A 23964-nucleotide genomic window follows, 5' to 3' on the forward strand; every position below is an offset into this window, starting at 1 on the left:
CATGTCCTACAAAAAATCGGTAGTCATCCAATCAAAGCCGCATTAGCTTAGACATCTGTCACGAGTCCGAGTCGAGGTGTGCAATGGAGCTTCAAACATGGCTGGCGTTTTTTGCCGCCTGCTGGGTGATCAGCCTGTCCCCCGGTGCCGGCGCCATTGCGTCGATGTCCAGCGGCCTGCAATACGGTTTCTGGCGCGGCTACTGGAACGCCTTGGGCCTGCAACTGGGCCTGGCTTTGCAGATCGCCATCGTCGGTGCCGGTGTCGGCGCCATTCTCACCGCGTCGGCCACGGCCTTCTACGCCATCAAATGGTTTGGCGTGGCGTACCTGGTCTACCTCGCGATCAAGCAATGGCGTGCGCTGCCCAGCGACATGAGCGATGACGCGGCGGTGCGCCAGATCGGCAAGCCGATGGCCCTGGTGTTCCGTGGTTTTCTGGTGAACATCAGCAACCCCAAGGCGCTGGTGTTCATGCTGGCGGTGCTGCCGCAGTTCATCGACCCCCATGCTCCGCTGCTGATCCAGTACCTGGTGATCGGCGTGACCATGGTCTGCGTCGACCTGATCGTCATGGCCGGCTACACCGGTCTGGCGTCCAAAGTGCTGCGTCTGCTGCGCACACCAAAACAGCAAAAACGCATGAACCGGACATTTGCCGGGCTGTTCATCGGGGCGGCGGCGTTTATGGCGACGTTGCGCAGAGCCGCCGTGTAAAACGGCGACTGACAAAAAAAGGCGACCTTGGTCGCCTTTTTCGTTTGGGGAGCCGTTCCCGAAACCGATGCAATTACGAAGAAGTATCAACAAAGCTTGAGCGAAACCCGTTGGGCGATAACAATATGTAACTTCGTTTTTCAAATTGAGATTCATTCATGATTGCCCCCTCCCGTTTCCTGGCCTGGCTGTTGCTGCCGCTGTTGGCTGCGTGCAGCTTTCAACTGCTGGCCGCCTCCGCCGAAGGTACGCCGCAGGCGCTGCACTTGCTCGACTACATCGGCGCGGATTACCCAGGCACGGTACAGGGGGGCAGCATCACGGACCCGTCCGGATTTCGCGCGCAACAAGAGTCGGTCAGGACGCTGGGAAGTCTGATTGCAGCCATGCCGGCCAAGCCGGAAAAAGCCGCGCTGGAGCAAAGCCTGGCCGCGCTGGGAAATTCCATTGGTGCCCATCAGGACGGTGCCGAAGTTGCACGCCAGGCCCGGCAACTGGGTGCGAAGCTGGCCGTGGCCTATGAAGTCAGCCAGGCCCCGGTCATTACGCCGGACCCGGTACGGGGCGCGCCGCTGTACGCTCAGCATTGCTCGGTCTGCCATGGCGATACAGGGGCCGGCGACGGCCCGGCGGGCGTCGGCATGACCCCAGCGCCGACCGATCTGCGTGATGCCTCACGGCTGGACCGCCTGAGTCTCTACGCGATCTACAGTACCCTTGGTCAAGGCATTGAAGGCACCGACATGCCGGCCTTCGCGGACCAACTGGATGATCGTCAGCGTTGGGACCTGGCCACCTATATCGCCAGCTTCAGTGTTGACCCGGCGACGGCCAAGGCTGAAAAGACCTACAACATCGCCGACCTCGCTCGGCAGACCCCGGCCGAAGTACAGGTCGTCGAAGGCCCGCAAGCCGCCGCGACCTTCCGTGCCCAGCGGGCGCAACCGCCTCAGGTCAAGCGAGGCCCGGCGCAACTGCTTGACTACACGGCGGCCACCCTGGACAAGAGCATCGCGGCGTATCGTGCCGGTGAGCATGATCAGGCTTATGACTTATCGGTAGCGGCGTATCTGGAAGGCTTCGAGCTGGTCGAGAGCTCGCTGGATAACATTGACGCCAACGTGCGTAAAGACACGGAAAAATCCCTGATGGCCTACCGTCAGTCGTTGCAGGACGGCTTGCCGGTGAGCGAGGTCGAGCAACGCCTGGACGTGGCCAAGGACAAGTTGAAGGCCTCGGCCGGCTTGTTGGGCAGCGACGGCTTGAGCTGGTCGCTGAGTTACATTTCCGGCTTGCTGATTCTGCTGCGCGAAGGTCTGGAAGCGATCCTGGTGCTGGCGGCGATCCTGGCCTTCCTGCGTAACACGGGCCAACAGGCGGCGGTGCGCAGCGTCAACGTCGGTTGGGGGTTGGCATTTCTGGCCGGGTTGGGCACCTGGGCGCTGGCAGCCTATGTGATTGATGTCAGCGGTTCGCAGCGCGAACTGCTGGAAGGTGCGACGGCGTTGTTCGCCAGTGTCATGGTGCTGTGGCTGGGCGTGTGGATGCATGACCGTCGTCATGCGGCGGCCTGGCAGGATTACATCAAGTCCAGCCTGGTGGGTGGCGGTGGGCGTTTCGGCTTTGCGACCCTGGCGTTTTTCTCGGTGTATCGCGAACTGTTCGAAGTGATCCTGTTCTACGAAACCCTGTGGTTGCAGGCAGGTCCCGCAGGGCACAACGCCGTGTTGGCCGGTGGGGCCACGGCGGTGGTGCTGCTGGTCGGCCTGGCCTGGGTGATTTTGCGCGGTTCGGCGAAGTTGCCACTGGCGCTGTTCTTCAGCATCAACGCGGGTCTGTTGTGCGCCTTGTCGGTGGTGTTTGCCGGGCATGGCGTGAAAGCGCTGCAGGAAGCCGGGATTTTCGGCACGCGGCCGGTGCCGTTCTTTGACTTTGACTGGCTGGGGATCCACGCCGATGCCTACTCGCTGAGTGCTCAGGCCGTGGCGATCATTGCGATTGTCGTGTTGTATGGTCGTAGCCGGGTGGTTGAGAGGCAGCGGGTGCAGGTTTCTTAAACGGCATTCGCTTCGCTCACTTTCGCGGGCAAGCCACGCTCCCACAGGTTTAGCGGCGCTTGGCTTGCCCCGGGCGGCGTTCCGACGATGCTTTTCAACAGAGGAAAAACCAATGCGTGTATGGATCGATGCCGATGCCTGTCCGCGGGCGGCCAAGGATCTGGTGGTGAAGTTCGCCCTCAAGCGCCAGTTCGAAGTGGTGCTGGTGGCCGGGCAGCCGCAGACCAAGCCGGGGCTGGCACTGGTCAAGCTGATCGTGGTGCCGAGCGGCCCGGATGCGGCGGATGACTATCTGGTGGAACACGCGGTGCCCGGTGAGTTGGTGATCTGCAGCGATGTGCCATTGGCCGACCGCCTGGTCAAGAAAGGAGTGGCCGCGCTCGATCCACGGGGCAAGGAGTTTGACGCGCAGAACATGGGCGAGCGGCTGGCGGTGCGCAACCTGTTCACCGATTTGCGCGAACAGGGGCAGATGGGGGGTGGGCCAGCGCCGTTTGGCGAGCGTGAGAAGCAGGCGTTCGCCAATGCGCTGGACCGGATCCTCACACGGCTGGCCCGCAAAGGCTGATCCCTGCAACAAACCCTGTGGGAGCTGGCTTGCCAGCGATAGCGATCGACCATCCCACACCGGCGTTGAATGTTATGGCGCGATCGCTGGCAAGCCAGCTCCTACAGAAAATCGTGTCAGGCGTCGTTTTCGTGGGTCAGTTCCAGTACGCGGTCTACGAGCTTGTTGATCCCCGATGCCACTTCACCGATCGACTGCGCCAGCATGTAGGCCGGGGTGCTCACCAGTTTGCGTGCCTTGTCTTCGACTATGTCACTGACCGCGCAATCGGTATGGGTCGCGCCCATCTTGTTCATCGCGGCAGCGGTGTCGGTGTCATTGCCAATGGTGCAGGTGACGCCGGGACCATAGATCTTGGCCGCCAGGGCAGGGGAAATGCACATCAATCCCACCGGCTTGCCGGCCTCGGCAAAGGCTTCGGTCAGTGCCAGGACATCCGGTTGAACGGTGCAGCCGGCGCCTTCAATGGCGAAGTTGGACAGGTTCTTGGCTGAGCCGAAGCCGCCGGGCACGATCAACGCGTCGAAGTCATCGACGTTCGCGTCACGGATGTCCTGGACGTTGCCCCGGGCAATCCGCGCCGACTCGACCAGCACGTTGCGCGATTCGGGCATTTCTTCGCCGGTCAGGTGATTGATTACATGCAACTGCGCGATGTTCGGTGCGAAGCACTGCACCTGCGCCCCGCGTTGATCAAGGCGCAACAGGGTGATGACGCTCTCGTGGAGCTCGGCGCCGTCGTACACGCCACAACCGGAAAGGATCACTGCAACTTTTTTGCTCATGGGCTTTTCTCCAGATTCATGGCGTTAAATGTCCACTAATTTGTCACACGTTGCCATAGGGTTAATTCGCGGTTACACATAGCATTTGTCCTCAGGATTCCGATCAGGGCGCGTCATGGACTTCATTCTGTACGCGGTGCCGTTCTTCTTTGTGCTGATCGCCCTCGAGCTGCTGGCCGACCGCAGGCGCGGGGTGAGCAACTATCGGGTGGCTGACGCGATCAACAGCATCAGCACCGGCGTGCTGTCGACCACCACGGGACTGCTGACCAAAGGCATTGGACTGGTGACCTACGCGTTCGCCTTCAAGCATCTGGCGCTGTTCGAATTGTCGGCCGACAGCGTCTGGACCTGGGTGTTTGCCTTCGTCCTCTATGATTTCTGCTACTACTGGCTGCATCGCCTGGGCCACGAGCGCAACATTCTCTGGGCCGCGCATTCGGTGCATCACCAGAGCGAGGACTACAACCTGTCCACGGCGTTGCGCCAGACCAGTACCGGATTCCTCCTGGGCTGGATCTTCTATCTGCCGATGGCGGTGTTTGGCGTGCCGCTGCTGGTATTCGTCAGCGTTGCGGCGCTGAACCTGCTGTATCAGTTCTGGGTGCATACGCGGCACATCCCCAAGCTTGGCTGGTTCGAATGGTTTTTTGTCACGCCATCCAATCATCGGGCTCATCATGCACAGAACGCTCTCTACATGGATCGCAACTACGGCGGCGTGTTCATTATTTGGGACCGTCTGTTCGGCTCGTTCCAGGAAGAAGACGACAACGAGCCGGTGATCTTCGGCGTGACCACGCCGCTGGCGAGCTGGAATCCCGTGTGGGCGAACGTGCAGTTTTACGCGCAGTTGTGGGTCGATGCGCGGCGTGCCGAAAGCACCTGGGACAAGCTGCGGATCTGGTTCATGCGCACGGGCTGGCGCCCGGCGGACGTGGCGGCCAGATACCCGATGAACAAGCCGGACTTGAGCCAGTTCCGCAAATTCGAGGTGCCGCTGGACGGGCGTCAGCAGCGCTACGTCCTATTGCAGTTCTGCGTCTATATCGCACTGGGCAGCTACTTGATGAATCTCGAACCGAAGCTGTCAGTCGCCGCCCTGGTGCTGGGCTGGGGAGCGGTGGCGTTCGGTCTGTTTGTGCTGGGCGTGGCCCTGGAGAATCGCCCGTGGGCGTTGAAGCTGGAGCTGGTGCGGCTGGCGTCGAATCTGCCATTGGCATGGCTGGCCCCGATGGTGGGGCTGTGGCCGGCCAGCGCCGTGGGCTGGGTCGGCCTGCTCAGTTACAGCCTGTTGAGCGGCATCGGTCTCTACTGTTGCAGAAACCGCATCACTCGGTTGGCGTCGTAGGGTCTTCGGTATTGGTCCGCGCAGCTTTCAGGGCCTGCTCGTCGGCATAGACCTGCTTGGCCAGGCGGGCATTCTTGAAGCGCCGGCGCAGCCACAGCACGAGGCCCAGGACCAGCAGGGCACCGAGCACCCAAAGTTCGTACTTCTTCACACTGCCGAGCATGCCTTCGAGCACTGCGCCGAAATGGTACGCAGCCGCCGCCAGGGCGGCGGCCCAGATCGCCGCGCCAATGCCGTTGAGCAGCAGGTAACGCCCCGGCGGATAGCCCGACAGCCCGATCGCCACCGGCATGACCGTGCGCAAACCGTAAACGAAGCGGAAGCTCAGTACCCAGATGTCCGGGTGCTTGCGAATGTGCTCCAGCGCCCGGTCACCCATCATTTGCCAGCGCGGCTTGCGCGCCAGCAGTTTTCGACCGTGCTTGCGTCCCAGGAAATACCACAGTTGGTCGCCGGCATAGCTGCCGAAGAAGGCCACGACCACCACCAGGTTGATGTCCATGTATCCACGGAACGCGAGGAAGCCCGCGAGTACCAGGATGGTTTCGCCTTCGAAGAACGTGCCTAGAAAAAGGGCAAAGTAGCCGAAGTCATGCAGAAATTGTTGGAGCATTGTCTGGGTGCTGGCGAAATGAACGCGCAGCCTAACCCTTCGGACACATTCAGGAAAGTGTCCAAATGTGTCTCGACGTGAACATTTCCTACAACGACAATGGAATGCGGCTACACGTCGCAGGGTGCACATAACTGTCATACGTTCGTCATAATGGGCACTTATAACTGTCACGCTCGCCCGTCTGCGCGGGCTCAGGAGTCTGCCGTGAGCTTTACCCCCGCCAACCGTCTGTTCCCCGCAACCCGCCTGCGCCGCAACCGTCGTGACGACTTCTCGCGTCGACTGGTCCGTGAAAACGTCCTGACCGTCGATGACCTGATCCTGCCGGTGTTCGTTCTGGACGGTGAAAACCGTCGCGAAGCGGTGGCTTCGATGCCGGGCGTCGAACGCCTGACCATCGACCTGTTGCTGGAAGAGGCGGCCAAGTGGGTCGAACTGGGGATTCCGGCGCTGGCGCTGTTCCCGGTGACGCCTTCGGAACTCAAGTCTCTGGATGCTGAAGAGGCCTGGAACCCGGAGGGCATCGCCCAGCGCGCCACCCGCGCCCTGCGTGCGCAATTCCCTGAGCTGGGCGTGATCACCGACGTGGCCCTGGATCCGTTCACCACCCACGGCCAGGACGGCATTCTTGATGAAGAAGGCTACGTGCAGAACGACATCACCGTCGACGCACTGGTCAGGCAGGCCCTGTCCCACGCCGAAGCCGGCGCTCAGGTCGTGGCCCCATCGGACATGATGGACGGGCGTATCCAGGCGATCCGCGAAGCCCTTGAAGTGGCCGGTCACGTCAACGTGCGGATCATGGCCTACTCGGCCAAGTACGCCAGCGCCTATTACGGCCCGTTCCGCGATGCGGTGGGTTCGGCGCTGAACCTGGGCAAGGCCAACAAGGCCTCCTATCAGATGGACCCGGCCAACAGCAACGAAGCCCTGCACGAAGTCGCGGCGGACTTGTCAGAAGGTGCGGACATGGTCATGGTCAAGCCAGGCATGCCGTACCTGGACATCCTGTGCCGGGTCAAAGAAGAATTCAAAGTGCCGACGTTTGTCTATCAAGTCAGCGGCGAATACGCCATGCACATGGCGGCGATCCAGAATGGCTGGTTGAGCGAAGGGGTTATCCTCGAGTCGCTGACCGCTTTCAAACGTGCAGGCGCCGATGGCATCCTGACGTACTTTGCCGTTCGTGCCGCTCAATTGTTACGAGAGCAAAAATAGCCCTCCCAGGAACATTCGATGAATACCGAAGTACTCACTGAAGTTGCCGTAAAAGACGCTCAACCGGTGGTGGAGCAAGTCGACGAGACCCCGCCGGAGCTGGAGCCAGCTCCGCCCGCGGCGGTCGTCGAAACCGCTGCGGCAGCACCGGCGGTGGCCATTCCCGGTCTGGATGACAGTAGCCTGTACATCCACCGCGAACTGTCGCAACTGCAGTTCAACATCCGCGTGCTGGAGCAGGCGCTGGACGAGTCCTACCCATTGCTGGAGCGGCTGAAGTTTCTGCTGATCTTCTCCAGCAACCTGGACGAGTTCTTCGAAATTCGCGTTGCCGGCCTGAAGAAGCAGATCACCTTCGCCCGTGAACAGGCGGGCGCCGATGGTCTGCAACCGCATCAGGCGTTGGCGCGCATCAGCGAACTGGTACACGGTCACGTCGACCGTCAGTACGCGATCCTCAACGACATTCTGTTGCCGGAGCTGGAGAAACATCAGGTCCGCTTCATCCGTCGCCGCAATTGGACGACCAAGCTCAAGACTTGGGTCCGCCGCTATTTCCGCGACGAAATTGCACCGATCATCACCCCCATCGGCCTCGACCCGACGCACCCGTTCCCCTTGCTGGTGAACAAGAGCCTGAACTTCATCGTCGAGCTCGAAGGTATCGACGCCTTCGGTCGCGACTCCGGTTTGGCGATCATCCCGGCGCCACGCCTGCTGCCGCGCATCATCAAGGTGCCGGAAGAAGTCGGCGGCGCCGGCGACAACTATGTATTCCTGTCGTCAATGATCCACGCTCACGCCGATGACCTGTTCCAGGGCATGAAGGTCAAGGGTTGCTACCAGTTCCGCCTGACCCGCAACGCCGACCTCGCGCTGGACTCCGAAGACGTCGAAGACCTGGCCCGCGCCTTGCGCGGCGAGCTGTTCTCCCGTCGCTACGGTGACGCAGTACGCCTGGAAGTGGCCGACACTTGCCCGAAACACCTGTCCGACTACCTGCTCAAGCAGTTCAACCTGAGCGAGACCGAGTTGTACCAGGTCAACGGTCCGGTGAACCTGACACGGCTGTTCAGCATCACCGGCCTGGACAGCCAGCGCGATCTGCAATACCTGCCGTTCACCCCGCAGATCCCGAAACTGCTGCAGAACAGCGAGAACATTTTCAGTGTGATCAGCAAGCAGGACATCCTGTTGCTGCACCCGTTCGAGTCGTTCACCCCGGTGGTCGACCTGCTGCGCCAGGCTGCCAAGGATCCCCACGTACTGGCGGTGCGCCAGACGCTGTACCGCTCCGGCGCGAACTCGGAAATCGTCGATGCGCTGGTGGATGCGGCGCGTAACGGCAAGGAAGTCACGGCGGTGATCGAATTGCGTGCGCGGTTCGACGAAGAATCCAACCTGCAACTGGCCAGCCGACTGCAAGCGGCCGGTGCGGTGGTGATCTACGGCGTGGTCGGCTTCAAGACCCACGCCAAGATGATGCTGATCCTGCGTCGCGAAGCGGGCGAGATCGTGCGTTACGCGCACCTCGGTACGGGTAACTACCACGCCGGCAACGCCCGCCTGTACACCGACTACAGCCTGCTGACCTCCGACGACGCCTTGTGCGAAGACGTCGGCAAACTGTTCAGCCAGTTGATCGGCATGGGTAAGACGCTGCGCATGAAGAAGTTGTTGCACGCGCCGTTCACCCTGAAAAAGGGCATGCTCGACATGATTGCCCGGGAAACCCAGTTCGCCCTCGACGGCAAACCGGCGCACATCATCGCCAAGTTCAACTCGCTGACCGATCCGAAGATCATCCGCGCGCTGTACAAGGCCAGCCAGTCAGGCGTGCGCATCGATCTGGTGGTGCGTGGCATGTGCTGCCTGCGGCCGGGCATCGCCGGGGTTTCCCACAACATCCATGTGCGTTCGATCATCGGTCGTTTCCTGGAGCACACCCGGGTCTTCTACTTCCTCAACGGCGGCGACGAGCAGATGTTCCTGTCCAGTGCCGACTGGATGGAACGCAACCTCGACAAGCGCGTCGAGACTTGCTTCCCGGTGGAAGGCAAGAAGCTGATCATGCGGGTCAAGAAAGAGCTGGAGCTGTATCTGACCGATAACACCCACAGCTGGAGCCTGCAGTCGGACGGTCGTTACATCCGTAACACACCGACCGGCAACCAGAACCCGCGCAGCGCCCAGGCGACATTGCTGGAGCGGTTGGGGAGTCCGATCCTGGCCGTGCGCTAACCCAAACCGGAAACAAAAAATGGCGATTCCTGCGGATCGCCATTTTTGTTTGCGCCGAAAACCTTGTAGGAGCTGGCTTGCCAGCGATGGCGGCCTTGCAATCACCGCAAGGCGCAGGCCCGATCGCCGGCAAGCCGGCTCCTACAGAGCGTGTGTCAGCGGGCGGTCAACACGATGTCGACCCGGGTCAGCCATTGCGCTTCAATTTCAAAGTCGGCCTGGGTCAGCTGGTTTTCGTCCAGCCAGTTCTCCGGGAACACCACCTCCAGGTGGTTGCCATGGGCGTTCAGTTCCACCTGGGGCATTTGCTGGGTGCCGCGGATGTGGTGGAACAGGATCGCAAAGCGCAGTAGCACGCACAGGCGAATCAGCTTGGTGCCGTCATCGCCGAACTCGGCAAACTTGTCCTTGGGGATGTTGCGCCGGTGGCCGCGTACCAGCAGCGCGAGCATCAACTGGTCTTCGCGGGAGAACCCGGCGAGGTCCGAGTGCTCGATCAGGTAGGCGCCGTGCTTGTGGTACTGGTAGTGAGCGATGTCCAGGCCCACTTCATGGACCTTGGCCGCCCAGCCGAGCAGTTCGCGCCAGACGCCGTCTTCCAGGTCCCAGTCTTCGGCCACCTGGTCAAACGCGTGCAACGCCTTGCGCTCGACCCGTGCCGCCTGTTCCTGATCGACGTGGTAGCGCTCCATCAGCGAGGTGAGGGTACGTTCGCGCACGTCCTCGTGATGATGGCGGCCCAGCAAGTCATAGAGCACGCCTTCGCGCAGGGCGCCTTCGCAGTGATCCATGCGTTGCAGTTCGAGGGAATCGAAGATCGCCTCGAGAATCGCCAGGCCCGCCGGGAAGATCGCCCGGCGATCCGGCTTGATACCTTCGAAGTCGATTTTTTCGACGTCGCCCAGCTTCATCAGTTTGCGCTTGAGCCAGGCCAGGCCTTCGGCGTTGACCTCGCCGGTGCCGTGGCCGCCAGCCTTCAGCGCCAGACCGATGGCGCGGATGGTACCCGAGGAGCCGATGGCTTCATCCCAGGTCAGGCGGTGCAGGGCGTGCTCGATGCTCATGATCTCCAGCCGCGCAGCCGTGTACGCCTGAGCGTAGCGGGCCGGGGTGATCTTGCCGTCCTTGAAATAGCGCTGGGTGTAGCTGACGCAACCCATCTGCAGGCTTTCGCGCAGCAGGGGTTCGAAGCGCTGGCCAATGATGAATTCGGTGCTGCCGCCGCCGATGTCGGCCACCAGGCGTTTGCCCGGGGTGTCGGCGAGGGTGTGGGACACGCCGAGGTAGATCAGACGCGCTTCTTCACGGCCGGAAATGACTTCCACCGGGTGGCCGAGAATTTCTTCGGCGCGACGGATGAATTCGGCGCGGTTGCGAGCTTCACGCAAGGCGTTGGTGCCGACGATGCGTACGGCACCCGTGGGCATACCGTTGATCAGTTGGGCAAAGCGCTTGAGGCAATCGAGCCCGCGTTGCATCGATTCTTCGTTGAGATGGCGCTCTTCGTCGATGCCGGCGGCCAGCTGAACCTTCTCCCCGAGACGCTCGAGAATACGGATTTCGCCGTTCTGGGCCTTGGCCACGACCATGTGAAAGCTGTTGGAGCCCAGGTCGATTGCGGCGATCAGGGACAGATTCTTGGCTTGGGATTGCGGCATGGTCGGGGGTCTCGGTCGATAACCTCGACATCGTGCCACGATCAAAGGCTGCCGCCAACGCGTAGTGTTCAAAGCCCTGATATGGCTCATAAGGCTTGACCTGTAGGAGCTGGCTTGCCAGCGATCGCCACACATCGGTATAGCGCCAGGCACAATGGCCCCGATCGCCGGCAAGCCGGCTCCTACAGGTGGGGCGGCTCAGCCGGCTTCGGTGGTCCCGATGAAATTCGCCAGCTCCGCCGTCTGCGGATTGGCGAACAAAACTTTCGGATCCCCCACCTCATGCACCTTGCCCTGGTGCATGAACACCAACTTGTCCCCAACCTCCCGGGCGAAGCGCATTTCGTGGGTGACCATGATCAGTGTCATGCCTTCCCGGGCCAGTTGCCGGACCACGCTCAGCACTTCGTTGACCAACTCCGGGTCCAGGGCCGAGGTGATTTCATCGCACAGCAGCACTTTCGGCGACATCGCCAGGGCACGGGCAATCGCCACCCGTTGTTGCTGGCCACCGGACAGTCGATCCGGAAAGGCATCGAACTTTTCGCCCAGCCCGACCCGCTCCAGCATCTGTCGCGCCAGTTCGGCGGCCTTGGTCTTTGGCACCTTCTGCACCACTTGCGGCGCCAGCATGACGTTCTCACCCACGGTCAGGTGCGGGAACAGGTTGAACTGCTGGAACACCATGCCGACTTTCTGTCGCAGGCTGCGCAGGTCGGCGCGGGCGGCGTCGAGGTATTCGCCGTCGACTTCGATCACACCGTCGTTGATCGACTCCAGGCCGTTGAGGGTGCGCAGCAAGGTGGATTTGCCCGAGCCACTGCGGCCGATGATCGCTACCACCTGGCCTTCTTCGATGCTCAGGTCGATGCCTTTGAGCACATGATGGTCGCCGTAGTATTTATGCAGGGCGGAAATTCTAAGCAGAGGCATGCAGTCTCCTTTCCAGGTAGCGCGCACTGAGCGACAGGGGGTAGCAGAGCAGGAAGTAGCCAAGGGCGACGAGGCCATAGACCATGAAGGGTTCGAAGGTCGCGTTGGCAAGCATGCCGCCGGTCTTGGTCAGTTCGGTGAAGCCGATGATCGAAGTGACGGCGGTGCCTTTGACCACTTGCACCGAGAAGCCCACGGTCGGCGCCACGGCGATGCGCAACGCCTGGGGCAGGATCACATGGCGCAATTGTTCCAGCGGGTTCAGCGCCAGGCTCGCCGAGGCTTCCCACTGGCCGTTGGGGATCGACTCGACGCAGCCGCGCCAGATCTCCGCCAGGTAGGCGCTGGTGAACAGCGTCAGGGCAATCGCCGCCGCCATCCACGGCGAAATCTCCAGCCCGGCCAGGGCCACGCCGAAAAACACCAGGAACAGCTGCATCAGCAGCGGCGTACCCTGGAACAGTTCGATGTAGGTGCGGGCAAAGCTGCGCGGCAGGGATTTACTCGAGATGCGCATGACCATGATCAGCAAGCCGATCAGCCCGCCGCCAACGAACGCCACCAGCGACAGTGCCAGCGTCCATTGCAGGCCGGTGAGCAGGTTGCGCACGATGTCCCAGAAGGTGAAATCACTCATCGGTTGCTCCTTGCGATGAAGCGGTGGCCTATCCAGTTCAGCAACTGGCGGATCAGCAGTGCCATGCACAGGTACAGCAAGGTAGTCAGGGCGTAGGTTTCAAAGGCGCGGAAGTTGCGCGACTGAATGAAGTTGGCGGCGAAGCTCAGTTCTTCGGTGGCGATCTGCGAACACACCGCCGAGCCGAGCATGACGATGATGATCTGGCTGCTCAGGGCCGGCCAGACTTTGCCCAGTGCCGGCAACAGCACCACATGGCGGAACGCTTCGAAGCGCGTCATCGCCAACGCCGCCGCAGCTTCCAGCTGCCCCCGGGGGATCGCCTGGATGCCGGCGCGGATGATCTCGGTCGAATAGGCGCCGAGGTTGATCACCATCGCCAGCACCGCCGCCTGCCATTCGGAAATCTGCACGCCCAGGGACGGCAAGCCGAAGAAGATGAAAAACAGCTGCACCAGGAAGGGCGTGTTGCGGATCAACTCGACGTAGACCGCGAAAATCCCCGCGAAAGGCCGGATGTTCCACGCCCGCACCAGCGCCCCGACGATGCCCAGCCCCACGCCGAGCACCGCGCCGATGGCGGTCAGCTCAAGGGTGAACAACGCACCGCGCAGCAACAGATCGGTGTTGTTCACCACCGGCAAGAAGTCGAACTGATAAGCCATAACGTGTCTCCTGCGCGCGAGATCAGAGGTCGGCCGGCAGTGGTTCTTTCAGCCAGGTCAGGGCATTTTTCTCCAGGGCACCGTCGCTCTTGGCGGTGACGAGGATCTGGTTGACCTTGTCCAGCAGCGCCGGCTCGTTCTTGTTCACACCGACGTAGACCGGCGAATCCTTGAGCTTCACTTTCAGCGCCGGCACGCGTTTCGGGCTCTTCTCGCTGATCGCCACCATCACCACGTTGCCGCTGGCGATCAGGTCGACCTGGCCCGCCAGGTACGCGGCGATGGTCGAGTTGTTGTCTTCGAAGCGCTTGATGGTCACGCCTTCGGGGGCGACCTTGGTCAGCTCGATGTCTTCGATGGCGCCGCGGGTGACGCTGATGGTCTTGCCCTTGAGGTCGTCCAGGGTCTTGATATCGGCGTCTGGCGGACCGAACACGGCGAGGTAAAACGGCGCGTAGGCGCGGGAGAAGTCGATGACCTTCTCACGCTCCGGGTTCTTGCCGAGGCTGGAAATCACCAGGTCGACCTTGCCGGTGGTGAGAAACGGGATGCGGTTGGTGCTGTTGACCGGGGTCAGTTCGAGTTTGACCTTGAGCTGGTCGGCGAGCAGTTTCGCGGTGTCGATATCGAGGCCCCGGGGTTTCATGTCCGGCCCGACCGAGCCGAAGGGCGGGAAGTCCTGGGGCACGGCCACCTTGAGGACGCCGCGCTTGACCACATCCTCCAGGCCGTCGGCGTGGGCGGGTGCCTGGGTCAGCATCAGGCTGGCAAACAGGACTGCGAGGAGGGCGCTGAAACGCTGGGTCATGGCAAATCTCCAAATCGGCAAGAAGTGATTTCTGCCGATCGACAGAGCATGGGCCATGCCAACATGGGGTTATGGGGGCGCCAGAGCGCGGTTTTGCTGGTGTCGAACGGTCTTACTGGTCTGAACAGTCAGGTTGTGTTTCGCACCCCGATGGCGCAGTCGGGAAAATCACCGAACCCCCATGGGGCACGACTTGCCGGGCGTCGCGAATAGCTTTACAACTGAGCGCACATTGGCCTGGTTCGTCTGGAAAACCATGAACTCGATCTCCCGCGCCGTACCCGAAGTGGCGCTGCAAGCCATCCGCAAACTGATTACCGAGCAGGGCTTCGGGCCGGGTGATGCCTTGCCCTCGCAACGGGACCTGGCGGTACAGCTGGGCGTAAGCCGTGCTTCTTTGCGCGAGGCGTTGTCGTCCCTGAGTGCGCTGGGCGTCATCAGCATCCAGCCGGGCAAAGGCGTGTTCGTGCAGGCGCCGGTGGAGTTGCCGCGAGGCGAGGCCGCAGCGGGCTGGCCGTTTGCGGCACAGGCTTCGCCGCTGGATATCTTCCAGTTGCGCTACGCGCTGGAGGGGTTTGCTGCGGGGCTGGCGGCCGTGACCTTGAGCACCGAGGAACTCGATGCGCTGGAAGACAATGTCGCCGCCATGCGCAACGAACTTAAAGCCGCTGATTTCGAAGCGGCGGCGCGCCTGGACTTCGAATTCCACCGGCGGATCCTGCTCGCCAGCGGCAATCAGGCAATGTTGAGTATCCTCACCGCCAGCGCCGATATCTTCCTGGAAAGCCAGAAATTACCGTTCATCCGGGCCGAGCGGGCCATGGAAACCTGGCAGGAACACCGCAAGATTCTTCGCGCGCTGGCTCGCCGAGCCTCTGGCGCCGCGCAAAAAGCCATGCACGAGCACGTGCGCAACGCGGCGCTGCGCACCGGAATCGCCTTCGTCGCTCCCGCCACGGCGTGACCCGGGCTATACCCAAACTCATGGAACACCATAGCGAGACTCAATCAACTGCACCTTCCTGAACGAGGGAAGGGCAGCTATGATGGGCCACGTTTTTTTGCTTACAACCCTGGAGAATTCCATGAGCAGCGATCTTATCAAACACGTTAGCGACGCTAGCTTCGAGGCCGACGTACTCAAGGCTGAAGGCGCTGTACTGGTCGATTACTGGGCTGAGTGGTGTGGCCCTTGCAAAATGATCGCTCCTGTTCTGGACGAAATTGCCGAGACCTACAAAGGCAAGCTGACCGTCGCCAAGCTGAACATCGACGAAAACCAGGAAACCCCGGCCAAGCATGGCGTGCGTGGTATCCCGACCCTGATGCTGTTCAAGAACGGCAACGTTGAAGCGACCAAGGTCGGCGCACTGTCGAAGTCGCAACTGGCTGCTTTCCTCGACGCCAACATCTAAGCGTCGCTGCAAAGTGTCCTGAAAAAGCCTCGCAAATAGCGGGGCTTTTTGCGTATTCAGGGCTAGACGCTCCTAAACTCAGGTGGTACATTCGGCCCCGCACTGGTTTCTCCATTGCCCCCTGCTAGCCGTCGCCGACGCACTCCTTTTCGAATAAGTACGCGATCCTGTCGCCTTCTCTGCGGCGCGGCCTCATTAAGCCAAAAGCTTAATTTCCCCCCTCCATAAATGATTACGTCATTCCTATATGAATCTGACTGAACTCAAGCAAAAGCCGATTACCGAACTGCTCGAATTGGCCGAACAGATGGGCATAGAAAATATGGCCCGTTCGCGCAAGCAGGACGTGATTTTCTCCCTGCTCAAGAAGCACGCGAAAAGCGGTGAGGAAATCTCCGGTGATGGCGTGCTGGAGATTCTCCAGGACGGCTTCGGCTTCCTGCGCTCCGCTGACGCCTCCTATCTCGCCGGTCCAGACGATATCTACGTCTCGCCGAGCCAGATCCGTCGTTTCAACTTGCGCACCGGTGACACCATCGTTGGCAAGATCCGCCCTCCAAAGGAAGGCGAGCGTTATTTCGCGCTGCTCAAGGTCGACACGATCAACTTCGACCGTCCGGAAAACGCGAAAAACAAGATTCTCTTCGAGAACCTGACCCCGCTGTTCCCGACTGTGCGCATGAAGATGGAAGCCGGTAACGGTTCCACCGAAGACTTGACCGGTCGTGTCATCGACCTGTGCGCCCCGATCGGCAAAGGCCAGCGTGGTCTGATCGTTGCTCCGCCGAAAGCGGGCAAGACGATTATGCTGCAGAACATTGCCGCGAACATTGCGCGTAACAATCCTGAAGTTCACCTGATCGTGCTGCTGATCGACGAACGTCCGGAAGAAGTAACCGAAATGCAGCGCACCGTGCGCGGCGAAGTGGTTGCCTCGACGTTCGACGAGCCGCCAACCCGCCACGTGCAGGTTGCCGAAATGGTGATCGAGAAGGCCAAGCGCCTGGTCGAGCACAAGAAAGACGTGGTGATCCTGCTCGACTCCATCACCCGTCTGGCCCGTGCCTACAACACCGTGATCCCGAGCTCCGGCAAGGTACTGACCGGTGGTGTCGATGCCCACGCCCTGGAGAAACCGAAACGTTTCTTCGGCGCCGCGCGGAACATCGAAGAAGGCGGCTCGCTGACCATCATCGCCACCGCGCTGGTTGAAACCGGCTCGAAGATGGACGAAGTGATCTACGAGGAATTCAAAGGCACCGGCAACATGGAACTGCCTCTGGATCGCCGCATCGCTGAAAAACGCGTGTTCCCGGCCATCAACATCAACCGTTCCGGCACCCGCCGCGAAGAGTTGCTGACCGCCGACGACGAGCTACAGCGCATGTGGATCCTGCGCAAGCTGCTGCATCCGATGGATGAAGTGGCTGCCATCGAGTTCCTGGTCGACAAGCTGAAAACGACCAAGACCAACGATGAGTTCTTCCTGTCGATGAAACGCAAGTAAGTCGAGCAGGCACAAGAAGCCGGGGAAACCCGGCTTTTTGCTATCCGATTTTTGATCAGGTGGCAGTTCGTGGTTCTGAACCGAAGGGTTCGGCGCTAAACTGCCTGCCCCGAACGCCACGGCCAAACACGAGGCTTACGCATGCAGTATCGCGACTTGCGCGACTTTATCAGCGGGCTGGAACAGCGCGGCGAACTCAAGCGCATTCAGGTTCCGGTGTCCCCAGTACTGGAAATGACCGAGGTCTGCGACCGCACCTTGCGCGCCAAAGGCCCGGCCCTGCTTTTCGAAAAGCCCACGGGTTTTGACATCCCGGTACTCGGCAACCTGTTCGGTACGCCTGAGCGCGTAGCACTGGGCATGGGCGCCGAAGCGGTCAGCGAACTGCGCGAGATCGGCAAGCTGCTGGCGTTCCTCAAGGAGCCCGAGCCGCCGAAAGGCCTGAAGGACGCCTGGTCCAAGCTGCCAATCTTCCGCAAGATCATCTCGATGGCGCCCAAGGTGGTCAAAGACGCGATCTGCCAGGAAGTGGTCATCGAAGGCGACGATGTTGACCTCGCGAAGTTGCCGGTGCAGACCTGCTGGCCAGGCGACGTCGCTCCGCTGATCACTTGGGGCCTGACCGTCACCAAGGGGCCGAACAAGGACCGACAGAACCTCGGTATCTACCGTCAGCAGGTGATTGGCCGCAATAAAGTCATCATGCGCTGGCTGAGCCACCGTGGCGGTGCACTGGATTATCGCGAGTGGTGCGAAAAGCATCCGGGCCAACCCTTTCCTGTTGCCGTTGCATTGGGCGCAGACCCGGCGACCATCCTCGGCGCCGTGACCCCGGTACCCGACAGCCTTTCCGAATACGCCTTCGCCGGCCTGTTGCGCGGTAACCGCACCGAGCTGGTGAAATGCCGCGGCAACGACCTGCAAGTGCCGGCCACCGCCGAAATCATCCTTGAAGGCGTGATCCATCCAGGCGAGATGGCCGATGAAGGCCCGTACGGCGACCACACCGGTTACTACAACGAAGTCGACAGCTTCCCGGTGTTCACCGTCGAGCGCATCACCCACCGGATCAAGCCGATCTACCACAGCACCTACACCGGTCGTCCGCCGGATGAGCCGGCGATCCTCGGTGTCGCGCTGAACGAAGTGTTCGTGCCGATCCTGCAGAAGCAGTTCCCGGAAATCACCGATTTCTACCTGCCACCCGAAGGTTGCTCGTACCGCATGGCCATCGTGACCATGAAAAAGTCGTACCCGGGCCATGCCAAGCGGGTAATGCTGGGTGTCTGGTCGTTTTTGCGACAGTTCATGTACACCAAGTTCGTTATCGTCACTGACGACGATATCAACGCCCGGGACTGGAACGACGTGATCTGGGCCATCACCACGCGCATGGACCCCAAGCGCGACACGGTGATGATCGACAACACGCCGATCGACTACCTGGACTTCGCTTCGCCGGTGTCCGGCCTGGGGTCGAAAATGGGCCTTGATGCCACGCATAAATGGCCGGGCGAAACCACCCGTGAGTGGGGCCGTGTCATCGTCAAGGACGATGCGGTGACCCAGCGGATCGATGCCATCTGGAATCAGTTAGGAATAGATTGATGCGTGTAACCTTGCAGCCCTCCGGAGCAGTGCTTGAGATATTGCCCGGCGAGCGGATTCTCGATGGCGCGCGACGACTGGGCTACGAATGCCCGCAAAGTTGCCGCAACGGCAATTGCCACGTGTGCGCGGCGCTGCTGGTGGAAGGTCGGGTCGAGCAGGCCGGCAATGTGCGTGATCATGGCGAGTTCTACACTTGCATAGCGGAGCCGCTGGAAGACTGCATCGTGCTGTGGGATGGCGTGCTCGCCTTGGGAGAACTGCCGGTGCGCAGCGTGTCGTGTCAGGTCATTGAGTGCAAGGACGTGGGCGGCGATACCTGGCGCGTGCGTCTGCGGGCTCCGGCCGGCAAACCGCCGCGCTACCACGCGGGCCAGTACCTGATGATCGAACGTGAGAACGGCGAAAAGTCCGCTTTCTCCCTCGCCTCGGCACCGCATGCGGGGCGCGACCTGGAAATCCACGTACTGGCGCGCGAATCCAGTGCGCTGAGCCTGATCGAGCAGCTCCAGCGCAACAGCATGGTGCGGGTCGAGTTGCCGTTTGGCGATACCCACCTGGAGGAGTTGCCGGACGGCCCTCTCGTGCTGATCGCCGCTGGCACCGGCATGGGCCAGATTCACGGCCTGATCGAACATTGCCGGGCCACGGGTTTCAAGTATCCGGTGCATTTGTATTGGGGCGTGCGTCGTCCAGAGGACTTTTATCACGTCGAGCATTGGAACGAATGGCTGAAATTGCCCAACCTGTTCCTGCACAAGGTCGTCAGCGACCAATGCGGTTGGGAAGGGCGCTGCGGCATGCTGCATGAAGCGGTCTGTGAAGACTTTCCCGATCTCAAGCCCCTGCATGTCTACGCCAGTGGCTCGCCGGCCATGGTCTACGGCACGCTGGATGCACTGGTAGAGGCAGGGATGGACGCCCACCAGATGCGCGCCGACGTATTTGCCTACGCCCCCAGATCCTGATGCTGCCCCCCCCCTGTAGGAGCGAGCTTGCTCGCGATGGACTCAAGAACGCTGCGGGTAGCCTGACCTCCCGCGTAATCGTTAACGACCATCGCGAGCAAGCTCGCTCCTACAGGTATATAACTCGCTATATAGCCTATCGGTATTTATAAAAACATATAAATGCCGGTAGGTTATATTCCATCCAGGCAATTAATTAAGAACTGTGCCATGGCATTCAAATTGCCTTAAAACTTATGTGCCTTATTGTTACAGCCGTGCGTTCTATTAAGTAATTCTTCACCCGCGGGGAGCTGAACGCTATTCGCCATGAGCGCCATCGAATCTGCTTTTTTGAATCTGGCTTACCCTCCGCGGCTCGATCTGGGGCCGCAGCTCACTCACGAACAATTGCTCAGCTCGATGCAGTCGACCATGGCCCGTCACAAGGGTGGGCCGGTGTGGCTGTTTGCCTACGGCTCGCTGATCTGGCGGCCTGAATGCACGGCGGTTGAACGGGTTCGCGGCCGGGTGCATGGCTACCATCGCGGGTTATACCTGTGGTCCCACGAACATCGCGGCACCCCGGAAATGCCCGGCCTGGTGTTCGGCCTGGATCGCGGTGGCTCTTGCAGCGGTTTCGCCTATCGCTTGCCCGAAGAGCAACTCGAAGCGTCGCTGTACGCACTTTGGCAGCGCGAGATGCCATTTCCTTCCTACCGCCCGCACTGGCTCAACTGCCGACTCGAAGATGGCAGCCAGGTTCAGGCCTTGGGGTTTGTGCTGGAACGACATCTGCCCAGCTATGCCGGCAACCTGCCGGACCACGTGCTGAGCCATGTGTTCGAAAACGCTTGCGGGCGTTACGGCACCACTCGCGATTATGTCGAGCAGACCGCGCACGCCCTGCGTAGCCACGCCATGCCAGACCGGAATCTGGAGGCGCGGCTCAAGCGCTGTAAATCAAAGGCCGATCAAGCGAGTGCTTCACGGCCCTGACTGGCGACTTGTTTGTGTCGTAGCGTCGGGGCGAGGAAAGCCATCGCCAGCAGGCAGGCGCCCACCAGCAGCACGAAACCGCCGTCCCAACCGAAGTGGTCCACGGTGTAGCTCTTGGCTTCCTTGAGGTAGGTCGGTGCCCAGTCCAGCACGCTGTAGCGCAGCAGATAGACAAAGACGTTGGCCAGGGTGATGTACCAGTGCATCGGTTCTCATCGGCAAAACAGCGGAAATGTTGGATATCGCGCGTTCCTTTATGAACCTGTTGCTCAGGTGCAAGTGAAGGGCGTTGTAGGAAGCGTTACCTACTCATGCTTTACGCGGCTGATCCGTCCCGGGTAGGGCAATTCTTTGGGAAATGTCCTGCTCTGTTACCGGAAGCCGTGATCTTCAGTGCAGCACCCTTGAGCTTTAACCTTGGCCGTATAGCCAGCTGTGGCGTTTAAGGTGCGGGGAGAGGAGGATGCGGTGGTTTGTGTTCGTGGTGCTGCTGATTGTCTGGTCTGTTGCAAGCAACGCAGGTGAGGTGTTCCTGATACCGGAAAACAACCCCAAGCCGATTTACCCACCGGCGCTGCAACGGGCCGGAATCACCGGTAATGTCCGGGTCAGGTTCGTGGCACATGCCAACGGCTCGGTCAGCAAGGTGAGCATTTTGCAAAGCGATCACCCTGATTTCGCCGAGGCGACCCGGGTTGCCATAGCGCAGTGGCGGTTCAAGCCATGGACCGTTGAGGGTGACAAGCCTGAGGAGCAGGAAGTCATTGCGCCGATGATATTCAGGTTCGATGTGTATCTACCGTTGCATCTCAACCAGCGGCTCAAGGCATTGAGGTGCCGCGATCTCAATGAGGCATTGGCGCGTGCCCCGGAGCACGAGTGGATTGATTCCGCTGCATTCCATTACATCCGGGCTTATCTGTCGAACGCGTTTTCCACGGCAACACTGCCAACCGAACGGCGTCTGTCATTGATCGCCGATATGAACAGGAAGGTGCCGATCATTATCAGGCAATGCTCGAACAACCCGGGTTCCAGGTATGTAAGGTTTTTGCCGGAAGATATCCGCCAGTTACTGTAGGGAAAGAGCCTGGACCCAGAGGTCCGGGCCCTTTGCCGGGTTCAGCGAACCTGCACCACCACTTTCCCGACAGCTTTACGCTGGCCAAGATCATTGATCGCCTGCGCCGCATTGCCCAGCGGATACACCTGCGATACCAACGGCTTCAGCTTGCCTTCAGCAAACCAGCCAAACAGCTGCTGGAAGTTCGCCGCGTTGTCCTGCGGTTGGCGTTGGGCGAAGGAGCCCCAGAATACGCCGAGCACCGCTGCGCCTTTGAGCAGCGCCAGGTTCACCGGCAGTTCGGGGATGCGCCCGCTGGCGAAGCCGACCACCAGCAGGCGGCCGTTCCAGGCGATGGCGCGGATGGCCTGGTCGAACAGGTCGCCGCCCACCGGGTCGTAGATCACGTCGGCGCCCTGGCCGTCGGTCAGGCGCTTGATTTCGTCCTTGAGGCTGGTTTCGCTGTAGTTGATCAGTTCATCGGCACCGGCGGCCTTGGCCACGGCGAGTTTTTCCGCGCTGCTGGCTGCGGCAATCACCCGGGCGCCCATGGCTTTGCCGATTTCCACCGCCGCCAGGCCGACACCGCCGGAGGCACCCAGCACCAGCAGGGTTTCGCCCGGTTGCAGGTTGCCGCGCTGCTTGAGGGCGTGCATCGAGGTGCCGTAGGTCATGCTGAAGGCGGCAGCGGTGTTGAAGTCCATGGATGGCGGAATCGGCAATACGTTGTAGCCCGGCACGGCGACCTGTTCGGCAAAGCTGCCCCAGCCGGTCAGGGCCATGACCCGGTCACCGACTTTCAGGTGGCTGACCTTCTCGCCGACTTCGCGAACCACGCCGGCCGCTTCGCCACCCGGAGAAAACGGGAAGGGCGGCTTGAACTGGTACTTGCCCTCGATGATCAGCGTGTCGGGGAAATTGACCCCGGCGGCGTGCACCTCCAGCAGGATTTCATTCTTCTTCGCGACAGGACTGGCGACGTCTTCCAGCACCAGCGATTCGGCAGGGCCGAAGGCTTTGCACAGCACGGCTTTCATCAGGGCTATTCCTTTGGGAGTGATGGCCGATAAGTGTAGGTGTGTGGGTCGAAGGGTCAACGAGCATGCCCGGCCCTGATAGTCAGCCATAAGCTTGTGCTTGCATGGCGGGTCGTTATGCTAGGCCGCAAACCGGATAAGGAGTGAATTGTGAAAGCGTGGATCATGTTGTTGCTGGCCCTGTCCCTGCCTGTGGCAGCGATGGCCGAAGAAGCCAAAGAAGGTACCGCTCCGAAGGTCAGTTACATCACCCTGAGCCCGCCGTTCGTGGGTAACTACGGCCTGGACGGCACGCCGAAACTGAAAGTCTACAAGGCCGATGTGGCGTTGCGGGTGACCGGTGACGAGGCTGCCAAGGCGGTGAAGGCCAATGAACCCTTGATCCGCAATCAATTGGTCGCGCTGTTCGCCCAGCAGACCACCGAGACGATGAACAATGTCGAGGCCAAGGAAAAGCTGCGTCAGGAAGCCCTGAAACAGACCCAGCAGGTGATGAGCGACGAAACCGGCAAGCCGGTGGTTGAGGATTTGTTGTTTAACAACCTGATCATCCAGTAATGCTGGATCCTGTAGGAGCTGGCTTGCCAGCGATAGCGCCCTCAAGACCGCCATCGCCGGCAAGCCGGCTCCTACAGAAGCATCTCAACGCAGTGCAATCACCGCCACCCACTGCTCCGGCGTCACCGGCATCACTGACAATCGCGAACCTTTCTGCACCAGCGGCAACTCGGCCAGCGCCGTCTGCTGCTTCAGGTAATCCAGCTTCAGAACCCGAGCAAACGTCTCGACATGGGCGACATCGATCGCGCTCCAGGCGTTTTTCTCCGCCGTTGCCTTTGGGTCGTAGTAATGACTTTCAGGTTCCAGTGCCGTCGGGTCCGGATACGCGGCTTCGACAATCTTGCCGATGCCGGCGATGCCCGGCTCCGGGCAGCTGGAATGATAGAAAAAGAACTCATCCCCCACGGCCATGGCCCGCAGGAAATTGCGTGCCTGGTAGTTGCGAACCCCGTCCCAGCGCGCTTTGCCGAGTTTTTCCAACCCCTTGATCGAGAGTTCGTCGGGCTCGGATTTCATCAGCCAATAGGCCATGTCTTTTGCTCCTTGCGTGGTGATTGAGCAGCTTCTCGGCAAT

23 protein-coding genes and 1 pseudogene are annotated in these 23964 nt (G+C 60.8%); 14 read left to right on the forward strand and 10 right to left on the reverse strand.

Features of this window, described 5'->3' with window-relative positions; genetic code table 11:
* Positions 1-83: 83 nt before the first annotated feature.
* The 3 genes from rhtB (at position 84) to AB7M25_RS01555 (ending at position 3341) form a co-directional block, all read left to right on the forward strand.
* A complete protein-coding gene (rhtB, locus tag AB7M25_RS01545) occupies positions 84-716 on the forward strand; it encodes a homoserine/homoserine lactone efflux protein (RefSeq protein ID WP_007998964.1) in 633 nt (210 codons plus the stop codon).
* 158 nt (positions 717-874) lie between these two features.
* Positions 875-2773, forward strand: coding sequence for an FTR1 family protein (locus tag AB7M25_RS01550; RefSeq protein WP_454236914.1), 1899 nt, complete (start codon positions 875-877; stop codon positions 2771-2773).
* Between the two features lie 112 nt (positions 2774-2885).
* A complete protein-coding gene (locus AB7M25_RS01555) occupies positions 2886-3341 on the forward strand; it encodes a YaiI/YqxD family protein (RefSeq protein WP_429387118.1) in 456 nt (151 codons plus the stop codon).
* 116 nt (positions 3342-3457) lie between these two features.
* On the opposite strand, the gene elbB is transcribed toward AB7M25_RS01555, so the two are convergent.
* Positions 3458-4126: an isoprenoid biosynthesis glyoxalase ElbB gene (gene elbB, locus AB7M25_RS01560; protein WP_454236915.1), complete on the reverse strand. Its 669-nt coding sequence runs from the start codon at positions 4124-4126 to the stop codon at positions 3458-3460.
* A 115-nt stretch (positions 4127-4241) separates the two neighbouring features.
* On the opposite strand from elbB, the gene AB7M25_RS01565 reads away from it, so the two are divergent.
* Positions 4242-5477 carry a sterol desaturase family protein gene (locus AB7M25_RS01565; protein WP_454236916.1) on the forward strand — a complete coding sequence of 412 codons (1236 nt, stop codon included), beginning with the start codon at positions 4242-4244 and terminating at the stop codon, positions 5475-5477.
* On the opposite strand, the gene AB7M25_RS01570 is transcribed toward AB7M25_RS01565, so the two are convergent.
* Positions 5458-6090 (reverse strand): DedA family protein, encoded by a 633-nt coding sequence (locus AB7M25_RS01570; RefSeq protein ID WP_104450239.1) that lies wholly within the window; start codon positions 6088-6090, stop codon positions 5458-5460. The genes AB7M25_RS01565 and AB7M25_RS01570 overlap by 20 nt on opposite strands.
* Before the next feature lie 207 nt (positions 6091-6297).
* On the opposite strand from AB7M25_RS01570, the gene hemB reads away from it, so the two are divergent.
* Both hemB and ppk1 read left to right on the forward strand, forming a co-directional pair.
* Positions 6298-7311, forward strand: coding sequence for a porphobilinogen synthase (gene hemB, locus AB7M25_RS01575; RefSeq protein ID WP_007978864.1), 1014 nt, complete (start codon positions 6298-6300; stop codon positions 7309-7311).
* Positions 7312-7329: 18 nt separating this feature from the next.
* Entirely contained in the window at positions 7330-9552 is a 2223-nt protein-coding gene (gene ppk1, locus AB7M25_RS01580) for a polyphosphate kinase 1 (RefSeq protein WP_454236917.1), read from the forward strand.
* 155 nt (positions 9553-9707) lie between these two features.
* On the opposite strand, the gene ppx is transcribed toward ppk1, so the two are convergent.
* The 5 genes from ppx to AB7M25_RS01605 all read right to left on the reverse strand — a co-directional run bounded on the left by ppx (position 9708) and on the right by AB7M25_RS01605 (position 14253).
* On the reverse strand, positions 9708-11210 hold the full coding sequence (ppx, locus tag AB7M25_RS01585; protein WP_429560957.1) for an exopolyphosphatase: 1503 nt from the start codon (positions 11208-11210) through the stop codon (positions 9708-9710).
* A 198-nt stretch (positions 11211-11408) separates the two neighbouring features.
* Positions 11409-12143: an amino acid ABC transporter ATP-binding protein gene (locus AB7M25_RS01590; RefSeq protein ID WP_454236918.1), complete on the reverse strand. Its 735-nt coding sequence runs from the start codon at positions 12141-12143 to the stop codon at positions 11409-11411.
* Positions 12130-12780, reverse strand: a complete 651-nt coding sequence (locus AB7M25_RS01595; protein WP_429387132.1) for an amino acid ABC transporter permease — start codon at positions 12778-12780, stop codon at positions 12130-12132. The genes AB7M25_RS01590 and AB7M25_RS01595 overlap by 14 nt, the downstream gene beginning before the upstream one ends.
* Positions 12777-13445, reverse strand: a complete 669-nt coding sequence (locus tag AB7M25_RS01600) for an amino acid ABC transporter permease (protein ID WP_429560955.1) — start codon at positions 13443-13445, stop codon at positions 12777-12779. The genes AB7M25_RS01595 and AB7M25_RS01600 overlap by 4 nt, the downstream gene beginning before the upstream one ends.
* A gap of 22 nt (positions 13446-13467) precedes the next feature.
* Positions 13468-14253 carry a transporter substrate-binding domain-containing protein gene (locus tag AB7M25_RS01605; protein WP_429387138.1) on the reverse strand — a complete coding sequence of 262 codons (786 nt, stop codon included), beginning with the start codon at positions 14251-14253 and terminating at the stop codon, positions 13468-13470.
* 256 nt (positions 14254-14509) lie between these two features.
* On the opposite strand from AB7M25_RS01605, the gene AB7M25_RS01610 reads away from it, so the two are divergent.
* From AB7M25_RS01610 to AB7M25_RS01635, 6 genes are all read left to right on the forward strand, one after another.
* The gene (locus AB7M25_RS01610; protein WP_007978878.1) at positions 14510-15217 is read left to right on the forward strand and encodes a FadR/GntR family transcriptional regulator; all 708 of its coding nucleotides are present in this window, start codon (positions 14510-14512) and stop codon (positions 15215-15217) included.
* 121 nt (positions 15218-15338) lie between these two features.
* Positions 15339-15668 (forward strand): thioredoxin TrxA, encoded by a 330-nt coding sequence (gene trxA, locus AB7M25_RS01615; RefSeq protein WP_003206727.1) that lies wholly within the window; start codon positions 15339-15341, stop codon positions 15666-15668.
* 247 nt (positions 15669-15915) lie between these two features.
* Positions 15916-17175: a transcription termination factor Rho gene (gene rho, locus AB7M25_RS01620; protein WP_003206716.1), complete on the forward strand. Its 1260-nt coding sequence runs from the start codon at positions 15916-15918 to the stop codon at positions 17173-17175.
* A gap of 141 nt (positions 17176-17316) precedes the next feature.
* On the forward strand, positions 17317-18783 hold the full coding sequence (gene ubiD / locus AB7M25_RS01625; RefSeq protein ID WP_104450230.1) for a 4-hydroxy-3-polyprenylbenzoate decarboxylase: 1467 nt from the start codon (positions 17317-17319) through the stop codon (positions 18781-18783).
* The gene (locus AB7M25_RS01630) at positions 18783-19751 is read left to right on the forward strand and encodes a CDP-6-deoxy-delta-3,4-glucoseen reductase (RefSeq protein WP_429387141.1); all 969 of its coding nucleotides are present in this window, start codon (positions 18783-18785) and stop codon (positions 19749-19751) included. Before ubiD ends, AB7M25_RS01630 begins: the two co-directional genes overlap by 1 nt.
* Before the next feature lie 309 nt (positions 19752-20060).
* Entirely contained in the window at positions 20061-20729 is a 669-nt protein-coding gene (locus AB7M25_RS01635) for a gamma-glutamylcyclotransferase (RefSeq protein ID WP_007978886.1), read from the forward strand.
* On the opposite strand, the pseudogene AB7M25_RS01640 reads toward AB7M25_RS01635, so the two are convergent.
* Positions 20705-20929: pseudogene (locus AB7M25_RS01640) on the reverse strand (hypothetical protein); the annotation flags it as partial. The gene AB7M25_RS01635 and the pseudogene AB7M25_RS01640 sit on opposite strands and share 25 nt — an antisense overlap.
* A 263-nt stretch (positions 20930-21192) precedes the next feature.
* Between AB7M25_RS01640 and AB7M25_RS01645 the strand changes: the two are divergent.
* On the forward strand, positions 21193-21810 hold the full coding sequence (locus AB7M25_RS01645; protein ID WP_429395011.1) for an energy transducer TonB: 618 nt from the start codon (positions 21193-21195) through the stop codon (positions 21808-21810).
* Between the two features lie 41 nt (positions 21811-21851).
* Here AB7M25_RS01645 and AB7M25_RS01650 read toward each other — a convergent pair whose 3' ends face one another.
* Positions 21852-22829, reverse strand: a complete 978-nt coding sequence (locus AB7M25_RS01650) for an NADPH:quinone oxidoreductase family protein (protein ID WP_095964288.1) — start codon at positions 22827-22829, stop codon at positions 21852-21854.
* A 150-nt stretch (positions 22830-22979) separates the two neighbouring features.
* Here AB7M25_RS01650 and AB7M25_RS01655 point away from each other — a divergent pair, with 150 nt between their 5' ends.
* A complete protein-coding gene (locus AB7M25_RS01655) occupies positions 22980-23387 on the forward strand; it encodes a flagellar basal body-associated protein FliL (RefSeq protein WP_429395014.1) in 408 nt (135 codons plus the stop codon).
* Between the two features lie 84 nt (positions 23388-23471).
* On the opposite strand, the gene AB7M25_RS01660 is transcribed toward AB7M25_RS01655, so the two are convergent.
* Complete coding sequence (locus AB7M25_RS01660; RefSeq protein ID WP_429387150.1) at positions 23472-23921, reverse strand: EVE domain-containing protein; 450 nt, start codon at positions 23919-23921, stop codon at positions 23472-23474.
* Positions 23922-23964 lie beyond the last annotated feature (43 nt).

The organism is Pseudomonas sp. AP3_22 TE3818 (assembly GCF_053628995.1).

Excerpts from the sequence above, each read along its gene's own strand:
- rhtB (WP_007998964.1), top strand. The coding sequence starts at position 84 with ATGGAGCTTCAAACATGGCTGGCGTTTTTTGCCGCCTGCTGGGTGATC.
- AB7M25_RS01550 (WP_454236914.1), top strand. The coding sequence starts at position 875 with ATGATTGCCCCCTCCCGTTTCCTGGCCTGGCTGTTGCTGCCGCTGTTG.
- AB7M25_RS01555 (WP_429387118.1), top strand. The coding sequence starts at position 2,886 with ATGCGTGTATGGATCGATGCCGATGCCTGTCCGCGGGCGGCCAAGGAT.
- elbB (WP_454236915.1), bottom strand. The coding sequence starts at position 4,126 with ATGAGCAAAAAAGTTGCAGTGATCCTTTCCGGTTGTGGCGTGTACGAC.
- AB7M25_RS01565 (WP_454236916.1), top strand. The coding sequence starts at position 4,242 with ATGGACTTCATTCTGTACGCGGTGCCGTTCTTCTTTGTGCTGATCGCC.
- AB7M25_RS01570 (WP_104450239.1), bottom strand. The coding sequence starts at position 6,090 with ATGCTCCAACAATTTCTGCATGACTTCGGCTACTTTGCCCTTTTTCTA.
- ppk1 (WP_454236917.1), top strand. The coding sequence starts at position 7,330 with ATGAATACCGAAGTACTCACTGAAGTTGCCGTAAAAGACGCTCAACCG.
- ppx (WP_429560957.1), bottom strand. The coding sequence starts at position 11,210 with ATGCCGCAATCCCAAGCCAAGAATCTGTCCCTGATCGCCGCAATCGAC.
- AB7M25_RS01590 (WP_454236918.1), bottom strand. The coding sequence starts at position 12,143 with ATGCCTCTGCTTAGAATTTCCGCCCTGCATAAATACTACGGCGACCAT.
- AB7M25_RS01595 (WP_429387132.1), bottom strand. The coding sequence starts at position 12,780 with ATGAGTGATTTCACCTTCTGGGACATCGTGCGCAACCTGCTCACCGGC.
- AB7M25_RS01600 (WP_429560955.1), bottom strand. The coding sequence starts at position 13,445 with ATGGCTTATCAGTTCGACTTCTTGCCGGTGGTGAACAACACCGATCTG.
- AB7M25_RS01605 (WP_429387138.1), bottom strand. The coding sequence starts at position 14,253 with ATGACCCAGCGTTTCAGCGCCCTCCTCGCAGTCCTGTTTGCCAGCCTG.
- AB7M25_RS01610 (WP_007978878.1), top strand. The coding sequence starts at position 14,510 with ATGAACTCGATCTCCCGCGCCGTACCCGAAGTGGCGCTGCAAGCCATC.
- trxA (WP_003206727.1), top strand. The coding sequence starts at position 15,339 with ATGAGCAGCGATCTTATCAAACACGTTAGCGACGCTAGCTTCGAGGCC.
- rho (WP_003206716.1), top strand. The coding sequence starts at position 15,916 with ATGAATCTGACTGAACTCAAGCAAAAGCCGATTACCGAACTGCTCGAA.
- ubiD (WP_104450230.1), top strand. The coding sequence starts at position 17,317 with ATGCAGTATCGCGACTTGCGCGACTTTATCAGCGGGCTGGAACAGCGC.
- AB7M25_RS01630 (WP_429387141.1), top strand. The coding sequence starts at position 18,783 with ATGCGTGTAACCTTGCAGCCCTCCGGAGCAGTGCTTGAGATATTGCCC.
- AB7M25_RS01635 (WP_007978886.1), top strand. The coding sequence starts at position 20,061 with ATGAGCGCCATCGAATCTGCTTTTTTGAATCTGGCTTACCCTCCGCGG.
- AB7M25_RS01645 (WP_429395011.1), top strand. The coding sequence starts at position 21,193 with ATGCGGTGGTTTGTGTTCGTGGTGCTGCTGATTGTCTGGTCTGTTGCA.
- AB7M25_RS01650 (WP_095964288.1), bottom strand. The coding sequence starts at position 22,829 with ATGAAAGCCGTGCTGTGCAAAGCCTTCGGCCCTGCCGAATCGCTGGTG.
- AB7M25_RS01660 (WP_429387150.1), bottom strand. The coding sequence starts at position 23,921 with ATGGCCTATTGGCTGATGAAATCCGAGCCCGACGAACTCTCGATCAAG.